Annotated in this window: 10 protein-coding genes; 8 read left to right on the top strand and 2 right to left on the bottom strand. The window is 43.6% G+C overall.

Features of this window, described 5'->3' with window-relative positions:
* Window positions 1-21 precede the first annotated feature (21 nt).
* The 6 genes from FEN17_RS26610 to FEN17_RS26585 all read left to right on the top strand — a co-directional run bounded on the left by FEN17_RS26610 (window position 22) and on the right by FEN17_RS26585 (window position 8,163).
* Window positions 22-696, top strand: a complete 675-nt coding sequence (locus tag FEN17_RS26610; protein WP_138368471.1) for a DUF1345 domain-containing protein — start codon at window positions 22-24, stop codon at window positions 694-696.
* A gap of 47 nt (window positions 697-743) precedes the next feature.
* A complete protein-coding gene (locus FEN17_RS26605) occupies window positions 744-2,969 on the top strand; it encodes a T9SS type A sorting domain-containing protein (RefSeq protein WP_138368470.1) in 2,226 nt (741 codons plus the stop codon).
* A gap of 164 nt (window positions 2,970-3,133) precedes the next feature.
* Window positions 3,134-5,164: a heavy metal translocating P-type ATPase gene (locus tag FEN17_RS26600; RefSeq protein ID WP_138368469.1), complete on the top strand. Its 2,031-nt coding sequence runs from the start codon at window positions 3,134-3,136 to the stop codon at window positions 5,162-5,164.
* Between the two features lie 134 nt (window positions 5,165-5,298).
* Entirely contained in the window at window positions 5,299-6,495 is a 1,197-nt protein-coding gene (locus FEN17_RS26595; RefSeq protein ID WP_138368468.1) for a di-heme oxidoredictase family protein, read from the top strand.
* 1 nt (window position 6,496) lies between these two features.
* The gene (locus FEN17_RS26590; RefSeq protein ID WP_138368467.1) at window positions 6,497-6,940 is read left to right on the top strand and encodes a QcrA and Rieske domain-containing protein; all 444 of its coding nucleotides are present in this window, start codon (window positions 6,497-6,499) and stop codon (window positions 6,938-6,940) included.
* A complete protein-coding gene (locus FEN17_RS26585) occupies window positions 6,937-8,163 on the top strand; it encodes a hypothetical protein (RefSeq protein ID WP_138368466.1) in 1,227 nt (408 codons plus the stop codon). The genes FEN17_RS26590 and FEN17_RS26585 overlap by 4 nt, the downstream gene beginning before the upstream one ends.
* A 534-nt stretch (window positions 8,164-8,697) precedes the next feature.
* On the opposite strand, the gene FEN17_RS26580 is transcribed toward FEN17_RS26585, so the two are convergent.
* Window positions 8,698-9,573, bottom strand: a complete 876-nt coding sequence (locus FEN17_RS26580; protein ID WP_138368465.1) for a bestrophin family protein — start codon at window positions 9,571-9,573, stop codon at window positions 8,698-8,700.
* Between the two features lie 104 nt (window positions 9,574-9,677).
* Window positions 9,678-11,087: a porin family protein gene (locus FEN17_RS26575; protein ID WP_138368464.1), complete on the bottom strand. Its 1,410-nt coding sequence runs from the start codon at window positions 11,085-11,087 to the stop codon at window positions 9,678-9,680.
* 544 nt (window positions 11,088-11,631) lie between these two features.
* On the opposite strand from FEN17_RS26575, the gene FEN17_RS26570 reads away from it, so the two are divergent.
* Both FEN17_RS26570 and FEN17_RS26565 read left to right on the top strand, forming a co-directional pair.
* A complete protein-coding gene (locus tag FEN17_RS26570) occupies window positions 11,632-12,564 on the top strand; it encodes a DUF2279 domain-containing protein (RefSeq protein WP_229209009.1) in 933 nt (310 codons plus the stop codon).
* A 488-nt stretch (window positions 12,565-13,052) separates the two neighbouring features.
* On the top strand, window positions 13,053-13,274 hold the full coding sequence (locus FEN17_RS26565; protein WP_138368463.1) for a hypothetical protein: 222 nt from the start codon (window positions 13,053-13,055) through the stop codon (window positions 13,272-13,274).
* Window positions 13,275-13,525: the final 251 nt, after the last annotated feature.

The raw sequence follows: 13,525 nt of genomic DNA, 5'->3' as shown, positions 1-13,525 counted from the left end.
TTTTTAACCCGCTGTACCTCAATGAAATTCATAAATCGTCTGGATGCACACCATAAATTGTACATAGCCCTTGCAGCTGGATTGATTGCATTTCTACTGGCTATTGGAGCGTTTTCAAAGCCCGTCCATATCATGGTTACCTGGCTTGCTTATTGTCTTACCAGTCTGTCGCTATCGTGGATAACCATTTTGTCATCTCATCCGGCTGAGGTCAAACATGAGGTCCATGCCCAGGATTCAAGCCGGACGCTGATTTTCTTATTTGCTGTTGCTGCGGCGTTTGTAAGTCTTTTTGCCATTTTAATTCTCTTACAAGGTACTGGCCAGCAGTCAAAATCGGATCTGACGGCTCACATTTTACTTTCACTGGCCAGTGTCATCAGCTCATGGTGGCTAGTTCATACCACATTTACTCTGAGGTACGCCCATTTGTATTACTGCAATATTGAACACGACCTAAAAGGTAAAAATCAAAAGCCAGAGGGACTTGAATTTCCGAATGAGAAAGAGCCCGACTACCTTGATTTCACCTATTTTTCATTTGTGATCGGAATGACCTTTCAGGTTTCAGATGTACAGATCACATCAAAAAGAATTCGAAGGCTGGCATTGATGCATGGTGTTCTGGCTTTTGCTTTTAACACGGTTATTGTTGCATTAAGTATCAATATCGTTGCCGGACTGATGCAAAAATAAGGTTCAACTGCTGCAACGATTTAGAAATTACGCTATCCCTACTAGCCATGAAGATCATATATTTCCTCTTTTATTTAACTATTTCAGCCGCTGTTCAGGCGCAGCAATCCTGGTTTAAAACCGATACGGTTACCAGAGTAAGGGTAAAAAACGTGCAGCTACTAAATCCCTGGGCAGGAGGCCTTAATGCTTCACAATTCACTAAAATGCATCTGGATGGGGATGGCATTGAAGATCTGGTGGTTTTTGACCGTACCAATAGCAAGGTGACCACATTTGTTGCTGCACCTAACCCGTCAGAGGCATCGGGTAAAGTTTTTTTACATGCACCGTCTTATGAACAACTATTTCCTGCCATCTACAACTGGATGGTACTGGCAGATTACGATCGGGACGGTCATAAAGATCTTTTTACCAGCTCACCCTTAGGTATCAGCGTTTATAGGCAGCTGAAAACAGAAGGCAGCTGGTCATGGCAACTGGTCAGGGAAGGTGTAAGCACCAAAGGTTTTTCTTCCAATCTTAATTTACAGGTATCCGGTGAGGATATCCCTGCAATCGTCGATATAGATGATGACGGGGATTTGGATGTGCTTACTTTTGACTATTCAGGAACCTTTATAGAGCTGCACCAGAATCTGAGCATGGAGCGGTTCGGCAGGCCCGATAGCTTGGGCACGCAGGCTGATCCTGTCTATTTCCGCAATGGTGATTGCTGGGGAAATTTTCATAAGGACGCCAATCTGGACTTTGTATTCGGGGCAGATTGTGGTGTGGTGGATTATTCAGGCGGACGTATTATGCATGCAGGAAATTCCATCCTTGCTAGTGACTTAAACGGGGATAGTACCAAAGACTTGTTAATCGGTCATGTAAGCAGTGATTATATTTCCTTTGTCAGCAACTCCAATGCAGGTCTTATTGCCAACTACACATCGTCCACTAATTCCTATCCTGCAAAGGATCCAGTTTCCATTTCCATGTTTCCGGCAGCCTATTTGGAAGATGTTGATTTCGACGGATTGAAAGACCTTATTGTTTCAACCAATGTTGGATCCTCAGACAACAATTCGACCGATTTTAAAGCTTCGAACTGGTATTATAAAAACACGGGTACCCAGCAAAAGCCAGAGTTCAGCCTTATGCAAAAGAACTTCTTGCAGGATCAAATGATTGATGTGGGTGAAAATGCGGCTCCATCTTTTTTTGATATAGATGGCGATGGAGACCTTGACCTGATCATAGGTACAGGAGGAAATCCAGCAAGCACTGGCTTCCGTGGGAGCCTGTGGCTGCTTAGGAACACCGGCACTGCCACAGAGCCGATCTATGAAATGGAGTCCGAAAACTATTTGGGGTTGTATGATGCTTTCGCCCTCTATAACATCAAGCCTAAATGGGCTGATTTCAATGGAGACGGGACCATAGACCTTGGGTTTTCATCCGTTTCGTCTGGCGGCTTAAAGCCTGAATTCAGGTATATACCCAACCGGGGAAGGACGGCAGCGGCCCTGCTAAACATACAAGATGCCATCTTGCTACCCATGCCAACTGATCTACGGATCGGTGATGTCCCTTTTTTCTATGACAGTGACGGGGATGGCGATCTGGACCTATTGATAGGAAAAACACAAGGCAATATCTATTACTATATCAATACCGCGTCAAGGGGTCGTTTTGAATTCAAACTACAAACCGAAGCTTTCGCAGGAGTCTCACTTAATTTTCAGGGACGTTTCGCGCAGGTATCAGTAGCGGACTTTGACCTGGACGGGCTAGCAGATCTGATGACTGCCGATCATACCGGGACAATCCGTATTTTTCATAGTGCGCGTTGGGGGCAGTGGACACAGAGAGAGAGCCTGCTGGTTGAAAATAATGGTACGGCAACGGCACCCGTTTATGGGAATTACCTTTTTGCCCATGCGGGCGATTATAATGGGGACCGAAAACCAGATATCGCAATAGGCACTAACGCCGGGGGGATAATATTGCTTAACAATATATTACCTGTTACCCCTCCATTGATAGGGGTGGGCGAGCATCAGGTAGTGGTTTATCCCAACCCGGCTAGCCAGTATATTAAGATTGTTTCATCTGAAAATTCACTATTAAAAATAGTGAATGTGAAGGGGAGCGTTATTGCAGAAAATATTGTCGTGATGGCAAATGTTGAAAAGGAAATATCTTCTTCATTTTGGCCATCCGGATTGTATTTATTGGAATTTGTCGGTAAAGCCAGCAGCGTGACAAAAAAAATAGTGGTTCAATAGCCAATATGCTGATAGCTGTTATAATGAGCTGATTGATTCCATTCGTATGAAGACTATATGGTTCACCGTTTTAATGGCTGTTTTACCATTGGTTCTCGCCGACAGATCACGCTCATTGGCCTGGGCATCTTAGACTTATTGTAGAAATTAAAAGGAACTATATCATGGAAAAAAGCCGGAACAACGAGCCTGAAAAGCAGGAGCCAATTGATACAGAATTAGCAAAAAAACAACAACACGAAGGCCATGACTATGCGGAAGGGGAAGATCATGATCAGGAAGATGATGATGACCACGACCATAGCGAAGGCGACGGGCACGATCATAGCGGTCAAGGGGGTAGCGAGAGCCTGATCAAAAGCCGGTGGGCATTATGGCTGAGCCTTGTGATCCTGCTTGGTTTTTTGCTGGTAAGCAAAGTGCTCGAAATCCAGGTGGCAAAGCCCGTCGAGATTGGGTTAATGGTGGCAGCCTATGTGCTGGCAGGCTACAAAACAATTCAAATTGCGTTCAGAAGGGTCAAGCGCGCAGATTTTTTCAACGAGTTCACCTTGATGACAACTGCCACGCTGGGGGCGTTCTATATTGGCGAGTTTGCCGAAGGCGTTGCTGTGATGATCTTTTACGAGCTGGGCGAGCTCTTTCAGGACCTGGCGGTTAACCGCTCAAAACGTTCTATTAAAGCCCTGCTGGACGTTCGTCCCGATAAGGTGACTGTCAAGAGAAGCGGGGGTAATAAGGTCATTAACCCCGCTGATGCTGTAATTGGCGATATCATTATGGTCAAACCAGGTGAGAAAGTCGCCCTGGACAGTGAATTGCTAACGGAATCGGCCAGTTTCAATACCGCTGCGTTGACGGGTGAGTCCAAGCCCGATACCAAAGAAAAGGGAAGCGCAGTGCTAGCCGGGATGATCAACCTGGACAGGCCGATTGAGCTAAAAGTGACGACTGCTTTTAAGGATTCGAAGCTTTCCAGGATACTGGAAATGGTGCAGGATGCTACGGCCAGAAAAGCACCGACACAGCTTTTTATCAGCAAGTTTGCCAAGATTTATACGCCTATTGTTTTCTTTTTGGCTCTGGCTATTACGGTGCTACCGTACTTTTTTGTTGATGACTATGTGTTCAATCAATGGCTTTACCGCGGGATGGTGTTTCTGGTTATTTCCTGCCCATGCGCGCTGACGATTTCTATTCCCCTGGGCTATTTTGGCGGCATCGGCCTGGCTTCCCGTAATGGGATTTTGTTTAAAGGCTCCAACTTCCTGGATGTAATGACCAAGGTGGATACCATTGTCATGGATAAGACGGGCACGCTTACCAAAGGGGTATTCAAAGTACAGCAGGTTGTTAGTGATATGGAAAAGGAAGAATTCCTAAGATTGACCGCATCCTTGGAGAATGTATCCACGCACCCGGTGGCAAGGGCGGTTATCGAGTACCAGCAAGGTAAAAAATTGGAAGATCCTACCGATGTAGAAGAGATAGCAGGGCATGGCTTGAAAGGCAAGGTTGCAGGTAGGGAGCTGCTAGCCGGTAATCTGAAACTGCTGGATAAATTTTCAATCTCTTACCCCGATGATATCAAGCAGATCCAAGAGACAATCGTCGTTGTAGCCGTTGACGGCAAATATTCTGGCTACATTACCATTGCCGATGAAATCAAGGAAGATGCCGCGCAGGCCATCAAGGATATGCATGCCCTGGGTATCAAGACGGTAATGCTTTCTGGCGACAAGAATGCTGTTGCCCAAAAAGTGGCCAAAGAACTGGGCATCGATGAAGCATATGGGGATTTGTTGCCGGAAGGGAAGGTTGAGAAAGTGCAGGCCTTCAAGGATGCGGGTAAACGTTTGGCCTTTGTCGGGGACGGAGTCAATGATGCCCCCGTTGTCGCCCTTGCCGATGCAGGCATTGCAATGGGCGGGCTGGGATCTGATGCGACTATTGAAACAGCGGATGTAGTTATCCAGAATGATCAGCCGTCCAGGATTGTTTCCGCCATCCGGGCTGGTAAGATCACACGCTCCATTGTCTGGCAAAACATTATCCTTGCCATGTCTGTAAAAGCAATTGTCCTTCTGTTAGGTGCAGGCGGGATCGCAACTTTGTGGGAAGCTGTTTTCGCCGATGTTGGCGTAGCGCTACTGGCTATCTTAAATGCTTTCCGAATTCAAAGAAAAAATATCTAACCTACTCTGATGCAATAGCAAACCTCCGGGCTACAACCGGAGGTTTTTTTATGCCAAATATTTGCTTTATAAAAATTTAAACTACCTTTATATAAATTTTAGGCTTATCTAAAACTTTGTTAAGAAGAATCTAAATGAATAGACGGTTACTTATTTTTGCTATCATTCTCGAAGCCATCTTGATCGTGTCGTGTGAGCGTATTACGCCACGGGTACCGGCTGACGACCAAATCCTGGATGGTCCTATCGATGGGCTTTCATCAGCGGAGAAGACCCGGTTTTTAGCAGGTGATGTGGCTTTCAATGATGAGATATTTACCAGGGAAACCGGTTTAGGTTCTGTCTTTGTAGCCACGAGCTGCGGAAGCTGCCATGCCGGTGATGGAAAAGGGACACTATTTACGACCCTGACCCGGTTCGGGCAAACGGATGAAACAGGCAATAAATTCCTGCACCTGGGAGGGCCACAGCTACAAAACAGGGCGATTCCTGGCTATACACCTGAGTCGATCCCGGCCGGTGCTACTTTTTCCAGATTTACGCCCCCTTCCAATACGGGGCTTGGGTTTATCGAGCTGGTTTCCGATGAAGATATTTTGGCGATGGCCGATCCATCTGACTTGGATAAAGACGGGATATCGGGCGTGCCCAATTATGGTGCCCTGCCTTCATTCATCAATGCCTTACCCAATGCAATCCCTAAAAATGGCAAATACATCCATCGTTTCGGAAAAAAAGCGGCCGCTTATAGCCTGCTTCACCAGACGGTGAATGCATACAGCCAGGACATTGGGATCAGCTCTGCTTTTGCACCCAAGGATGTCTACTCAGGCCAAGAGATAGATCCAGAGATTTCAAACCTGACGATTAACAATGTGGTCTTTTATTTACAAACCTTAAAAGCGCCTATCCAAAGGGACCAAAACGACACGCAGGTACAGCGGGGCAAGCAAACGTTTATAGACTTGGGTTGCCAGGGCTGTCACAAGCAAACCTTGAAAACAAGTCTTTCCCCAATAGCTGCCCTTTCCAATAAAACCTTTCATCCCTATACCGATTTGCTGCTCCATGATATGGGTAGCGGACTCGATGATGGTTACACCGAAGGGAGCGCGAAGACCTCTGAATGGAGAACGCCGCCCCTGTGGGGGCTTGGTCTGTCGCCCAACTCCCAAGGCGGCCAGTACTTTTTGATGCATGATGGCCGGGCAAGAAGTATTGAGCAGGCGATCCAGATGCACGGTGGGGAAGCCGGTGCGAGCCGGGACCGTTTCAAAAAGCTGGCTCAGGGTGAGCAGGCAGATCTTATCAAATTTTTAAAATCCTTGTAAAATGGACAGAAAACAATTCATTAAGGCGTGCGGCATTTCTTGCCTTGGATTCTCAACTGCAACGCTTTCGCTGACCGGCTGTGCCAGCGTCTATTCGGTTCAAGGCACAGTTTCGGACAAGACGATTTATTTTCCCAAGGATTCGTTTTTTCAAACAAAAAAATCAGGGGAGAAAATAGCGCGTCAGGTTGTGGTCGTCAATGTGGAAAACCTGAAATTCCCTGTGGCCGTCTATGATGATGGTAATGACAAATACACCGCAGTTTGGCTTAAATGCAGCCATCAGGGCAATGAAGTCAGCGTGCACGGTGACTCGCTTTCATGCTCTGCACACGGCAGTGAATACGACCGCAGTGGAAAAGTGACCAAGGGTCCTGCAAAAGAGGATTTACGAAAATTCAACGTCCGCAGTGATGAAAACTCGGTATACATTCTATTGGCATGAAGAAACAATTATTTTCCCTTTATCTGCTCTTTTTTTGCCAGGTCCTTTACGGGCAAACCGATACAAGTTTTTTCTTTACCCGTGTCAAGCAGGATTCCAGTAAGCTGAAACTGAATATGGATGCTGTTTACAACCGGCCGTTCTTGCAAATGGGAAAGTTGCCGGTTTCACTGGGCGGGTACCTGGAAGCCAATAGCAGCTATTTTAGCACCGATGGGATAAGTGATGGCCTTTCTTTTCAATTGCCACGGCTAACGATGTTTATGTCGGCAAGTATCCGGCAGCGCATCAAGTTCATGACTGAAATTGAATTTGAAGAAGGAGGCCGGGAAATCAATATCGAATTTGCTGCATTAGACCTGGAATTCAATCCGCTATTTAATTTGCGTGGCGGGGTGATCATGAACCCGATCGGCTCTTTCAACCAAAACCATGATGGCCCCAAATGGGAATTTGTCAGCCGGCCTGTTTCATCGACAACCATCATTCCCAGTACGTGGAGCAATGTGGGCTTTGGGGTGTTCGGCAAGTATTCCCGAAAGGACTGGGTTTGGGCCTATGAGGCTTATCTTTCCAACGGGTTCGATGACAATATTATTAATAATAATCAGAACCGGACCTGGTTTCCGGCCAGTAAGGCCAATGGGGACAGGTTCGAAGAAAGCTTTAATGGTGTCCCATTGAAGACCGTCAAAATGGCCGTTAAACATAGAAAGGTCGCCGAAATTGGGCTGTCGTGGATGGGGGGCGTCTATAACAAGTTTAAAGACGACGGGATTATCCTTGACAAGAAAAGGCAACTTAACTTTATTGCCCTGGATATCAATTCAACTATTCTGAAAGACACCTACCTGAACGGTGAATGGGTTTGGGCATATGTGGATGTTCCCGATACCTATATCCAGCAATTTGGCAACCGCCAGCAAGGCGGTTTTTTGGATATCGTCCAGCCCATAAAAAAAGGCAAAATGCTCGGCTGGTCTGAAAGTGTGCTCAATGTTGCGCTCCGCCTGGAATATGCCGATTACAATGTTGGGAATTTTCAGGAGCTTGGGCTCAGGATAGCGGATCATATGTATGCGTTGGTCCCGGCGATCAGCTTCAGGCCATCTGCGCAAACAGTCATCAGGGCAAATTACCGGTATGAACGGCATACAGATTTATTAAGAAATCCGGCCTCGCAAACTGCGGGTTTCCAGTTTGGTTTTTCGACGTATTTTTAGCTTTGCATCCAAGAAAAAATCAGCTGCAATTCCATCAGAAAAATGACGATGGTATAGAGCTGACTTTAAGGGTAAGTACTTGAATAGTTAAGTGAAGATATTGATTATAGCTAGTTTAGCAAATAATTTAATTATCAGCTTATAATTAGGTCCATTCAACTATCGATTTAGTGTCTGAACAGTAAAAAAACTACCATTGATAGACTTACTACGATAGTGAGCTAAATGGGTCAATGGGAGCATTGGCGCCTTTGCCAGCTTACCTGCTGTCAAAAAAAGCAGATAAGCCGGTCAAAGGACTTAAAATTTTAAGGTTTATAATTGACCTGCTTTAATGTCTGACAAAAATAGGAAATAGTTTTGTGCTATGGTTAATTTGAATTGCATGATCATATTATTATTATCTGGAATGCCTTCATCACTGTTTTGAATTATAAAAGGGAAGATCAGACAACCCAAACGGCCTTATACCCTAAATGATCATCTGGCCTGGGTTATAACTTGATCTGTAATTTTATGCAGATAGTTAGTGCTTTACATGACAAAAAAAGATGTAGGAGCCTCTTGGGTCGGTAAGTTTTTATCGCCTATTAGCTCTTTGATATTGATTTCAATGGTTGTGGCAATAGTTGTTACCGGCGTGTCGGTTGGTACATTTTCAAAAGGGTCCTGGAGTATAATAGCTGTACGCTCAATTGCTATAAATATGATGGGAATCAATGCAGTTACAAAAATCTCAACAAGATAATATTTGTCATCCAGGCCAAATGGTAATAGTGTTGCAAAAACATAGATTAAAAAATGGACTAGCAAACTATATGATTTCGGAAATATTGTATTTTTAATTCGCTCACATTTTCCCATGGCATCGCACAGGCGGCTTAAAGTCGAATCAAGTTGTACTTGTTTGTAATCCCCGATCTGTAGCTGTGAAAGTTCGATACTGTGCCGGTTTAGAATACCATTTGGGATATTAATTTCTACAATGTTCTGCTCAGTCAAGTATTGCTGCACCTTTTGGGAGAAAGGCAATCGGCGTAGCGACTCACCTAGCGCATAACACCAAATGATCTGGCGGTACGCAAATGATTCCACAGACTTTTTCCCATCCGGGTTATCTGTGACAAACTGCTTTACTTGTCTGATCAATGTTCTTGAATCATTTACAATTGCTCCCCAGACTATTCTGGCCTCCCACCATCTTTCATATGCCTGGGCTGTTCTGAATGCAAGCAGCAGCGATAGTGCTGTACCAATGATGGCTGAAACTCCCAAGGGTACAGATATTTGGGCAAGTACTCCGTATTGGTCAGCAGTTGCAACCAGTATAGCATAGAAAAGTATTACGGAAATATCAAAGCTAATTTGTTTAATAAAGGAGAAAACCGATATTTTTTTATTTAGAAGCATTTTTAGAACAATCGTCGTTTTTATGGTTTATACCTATGGTGCGGACGCTGCCAAGCCGTTTTTGTACCTGATTTAAAGGTTAACAAAAAAGTCTGTATACCGAGCTAGTTGAATACCGGAATGTATCTCACCGATAGCCAAACCCCGGTTGTCGTTAAATTGATTTTTCCGTAACCAACTTTTTTTACAGGGATTCTCGCATAAGGTTCTGCAATTAAGAAAAGTTTTTTGGAAAGCCTATATTGATAACCGACTGATACATTAGCATGGCTCAGCAAATACCATCCGGTCTTTACTTGATAATCATACCATTTAATATTTGTACTGTAAGGAGGGTAGTTGTATACATATTTTTCGTTAGCCATATAATAAGATGAAACGCCCGCTGTAACAAACCATCGTGAAAGTTTTTTTTGGGTAATGTCAAATCTCAGGTTAAAAGGGATTTCCAGCATTTTGCATGTTCCATCTACACTGGTAGGCAAGATTTTTTGCTTCCAATTGGAAGGCCAGGTATATTCACCAGCCTGGGCATTGTATATTTTTTTACTTCTTGCCAATCCTAGCTGAAAATACATTCGATTTGAGATAGAATACTCGGCCATCAAAAAAACGGCGAAGCCAGGCTTTGCAAGGTTTTTGATCTTCACCGCACTAAGATCCGGAGAGTAGCCAAAATAAAAAGCCAGCCTATTTACGAATTGGCTAGTTGGTGCCGGGCCAGCTTCCTGCTCGAATTCCTCGCTTTTTGGATGTTCTATTGATGGAAAATTTAATCTAACGTTGCTAATAGAGAGGTGGTTATCTATGATACTTATAGGTATTGAAGGTTTGGGCCTTTCTTGATTTTGTATAGTGAATACGGTATCATTTACGCTGATGCCCATCTTTGGTTGATCAGTTTTAGGCAAGTCTTGGTTGGCCGTATAAATAGTAACCGCTTCCACTTGCTGGACAATAGGCTTTTGGTTGTATGCCAGCTTGATTAGCGGTTTTGGTTGTAAATTATGCAATAATCTTTTTTTGGCAACACTGGGGATTGGTACTGTAAAATTTTCACCAGGGACGTTTGAGTCAATAACTTTGGATTCAGCGGCTAATATATCTGCCGCATCAATATCACTTCTTCTTACTGATCTGGATACTAACGTGTCTTTTGTTACCAACTTTGAGTTGCGACTTATGGCATTATTAGACTTCTGAAAACCCTTATTGGTTTTTGGATCTTTTTTATCTGCTTTGGATGACGCTAAGCTATTTGCAGAAACTTTGGCGGGCTTCGGAGGGTCACGTTTTTCATCGCTATACGAGTAATACAGTGCCCCTATAATAACCAGCACTGTAAAAATTCTAAGCAGCGGCCATTTAAAAATGCGATGGAGATCGGTTTTTCGGTTTGCATCATCCAAGCGCTTGCTTAAAGCGTTCCAGTTGTCTTGCTCAAAATTAGGATTTAGCTCGTTCATTGACTTCCTGAAGAGCTTATCCAATTCGTCATCTGGTAACTCTGTCATATTGTGTGGATATTTTCGAAAGGTCCTCAGAGTTTTTCTTGCTTGATCCAACCACTGTTCCGGAGCCTGTCATGATGCCGGTTTTTCAGCAAGCTCAGTGTGCAAACACCCATCAATCACTTATCAGTTAATATTGAATTTATCAAGCTCACCCGTATTTTGACCTGTACCTGTTATCGATTGATAAAGACTGTTCGACTTTGGGTTGTTTAAATCAGAGATAGATAGCTCTTAACCTTGCCTGATGTGTGGTTTCACACCAAAGGCATATGTCCATAGATTAGTTACAAACTGTTTGAACAACAGATTTTAAATCTTACGGCCTCTTTGGGCCCTGCGGGCAACCGCAGAGTCGGCAGATTAAACTCGCGCATACCATTCATTTTAGCTTTCTACGAGTATTTATGGTAAAGAGTTGCGTATAAAGTAATAAAATTACAGGCGAGATCCTTCGGGGATAAGCCTGTAAGTGTCAAGCACGAAAACGGTGAAGATTAAAAGGTTCACCTGAAATTTTAAGAATTTTATTGGATATAGTTGAAAAATGAGTTTTACTAACTGTTCAAAAATTATACGTTGTGGCTTGGTGATGTCTGTGATGCTTTTTATCCTGGTCTTACCAATCGTGAATGCCCAGGCCGAAAAGGTTCATGATGAAGGTGATAGCACAAAAAGGCCAAATTATGTTTTATTGCGTGCAATATTTGCAGGTCAATCGGCTGTCTATGCCGGCAGTATTTATGGACTTAGTAAATCATGGTATAAAGACCCGCTTACCAAATTTAGAATCCAGGATGATAGCCGTGACTGGCTGCAGATTGACAAAGTTGGTCACTTTTATACATCCTATCAGATTGCACGCCACACAGCTGCACTTTACCAAAAGGCTGGATTGAGTAAAAAGCAGATTTTGATTTATGGGGCAATATCCGGGGTGCTTTTTCAGACACCAATAGAAATCCTGGACGGATTTTCGCCCGAATACGGCTTTTCGCCCGGGGATATGGTTGCCAATGTTTTTGGCTCAGTTGTATATCTGGGCCAGATAGCGCTGTGGGATGAAATCCGTATTCAACCCAAATTCTCATTTCAATATACTTCACTGGCAGCCATGCGACCGGAACTTTTAGGTTCTACTTACTCCCAACGATGGCTTAAGGATTATAATGGTCAAACATACTGGCTTTCATTTAGCCCCCGATCTTTTGGAGCAAATACATCATGGCCTGCCTGGCTTTGTTTTTCAGTCGGTTATGGTATTAATAATATGGTATCTGCGCAAAAAAACCGTAGTCAGCAGCTGGGCTTTGATCCCTATCGGCAATACTATGTATCTATGGATATTGACCTGACCAAAATTAAAACACGCAGCAAAATTTTAAGGACACTTTGTTTTATGGCCAATTCGGTTAAAATTCCTTCCCCATCTCTTCAAATGGATAAAACCGGAGTCCGCTTAAAGCCTTTGTTCTTTTAATATGGAAATGCTTTTTTGCCATTTTGTGATCAGTTTTAGGGGCTGATTTTTTAGATTTCGAACCCTGTCTGTGTATTTCTTAAAATGCAGGGTATGCCCATCATGCATATATGGACTGTTAAGCCAAGGTTGCGAAGGTTGAATTTATATTGATCATCCTGTTTTCCGGCTATTGCTGCTCTTCCCAAATTATTAATCTTGACGAGAGTCAGGCCATACTGAGCTATCATCTGTGAAGAGTTCACCCTGATGGCAGGAGTTCTGTTTGCTCACTCACCCAATAGTTTTTATTGCGGGTTTCTCTCACTACCAAAGTTCCTTGGAGGCAGCTTCCACCGAATATTATTTTTAAACTTTTGAACAGTCATACCCGTGAAATTGCGTTTACTGCCAAATGTTATTTTGCTACCACTTCAAGCTAAGTTACGGCAATAGAGATTCTTTGTTTGGGCATAGTTTTTTAGCTACAGCCTTAAAACTTATATCTCATGGAACATAATCATCATAAAGAAGCAGCTTACCATTTTGGTGAGGCTGCCAAGCACCATCAAAAGGCTCAACAGCTGCATGAATCGGGGGAGCACGAGCAAGAAGCACATGAAGCTTATTTGGCTTTTGGTCACCATACTTTGGCAGACCACCATGCAAACGCTGCAGCCGAACATCATATTCAAAGTCATGAGCAAGGTCATAGTGATCCAATTTCATGATTTTTTAATTTCAGAAAAATGGGGGTGTGTCTTGTAGACACTCTCATTTTTTTTACCTCATTCTGTATTTCGATAAACTTGTTGCAAGTTTTTTGATCTGGTCAAAGATTGTAAACTGCACCTTGCATTGTTGGTAGCAGTTAACTAAGATTTTATGACAGCATTATGCTTTCGTTTTGTCATTTATTGGTATGAAAATAACGCCAGCCCAATAATTACAGCAACTGTGTACTCTGGTCAATTTAGCCAAA

The organism is Dyadobacter luticola (genome assembly GCF_005860805.1).
Classification (GTDB): domain Bacteria; phylum Bacteroidota; class Bacteroidia; order Cytophagales; family Spirosomataceae; genus Dyadobacter; species Dyadobacter luticola.
The sequence above is the reverse complement of the archived record's forward strand: the minus strand, read 5'-3'. Positions and strand labels throughout refer to the sequence as shown.

Bases quoted from the DNA above. Each gene is read 5' to 3' on its own strand.
- FEN17_RS26605 (WP_138368470.1), top strand. From the start codon at position 744: ATGAAGATCATATATTTCCTCTTTTATTTAACTATTTCAGCCGCTGTT.
- FEN17_RS26610 (WP_138368471.1), top strand. From the start codon at position 22: ATGAAATTCATAAATCGTCTGGATGCACACCATAAATTGTACATAGCC.
- FEN17_RS26575 (WP_138368464.1), bottom strand. From the start codon at position 11,087: ATGACAGAGTTACCAGATGACGAATTGGATAAGCTCTTCAGGAAGTCA.
- FEN17_RS26570 (WP_229209009.1), top strand. From the start codon at position 11,632: ATGAGTTTTACTAACTGTTCAAAAATTATACGTTGTGGCTTGGTGATG.
- FEN17_RS26595 (WP_138368468.1), top strand. From the start codon at position 5,299: ATGAATAGACGGTTACTTATTTTTGCTATCATTCTCGAAGCCATCTTG.
- FEN17_RS26580 (WP_138368465.1), bottom strand. From the start codon at position 9,573: ATGCTTCTAAATAAAAAAATATCGGTTTTCTCCTTTATTAAACAAATT.
- FEN17_RS26600 (WP_138368469.1), top strand. From the start codon at position 3,134: ATGGAAAAAAGCCGGAACAACGAGCCTGAAAAGCAGGAGCCAATTGAT.
- FEN17_RS26590 (WP_138368467.1), top strand. From the start codon at position 6,497: ATGGACAGAAAACAATTCATTAAGGCGTGCGGCATTTCTTGCCTTGGA.
- FEN17_RS26585 (WP_138368466.1), top strand. From the start codon at position 6,937: ATGAAGAAACAATTATTTTCCCTTTATCTGCTCTTTTTTTGCCAGGTC.
- FEN17_RS26565 (WP_138368463.1), top strand. From the start codon at position 13,053: ATGGAACATAATCATCATAAAGAAGCAGCTTACCATTTTGGTGAGGCT.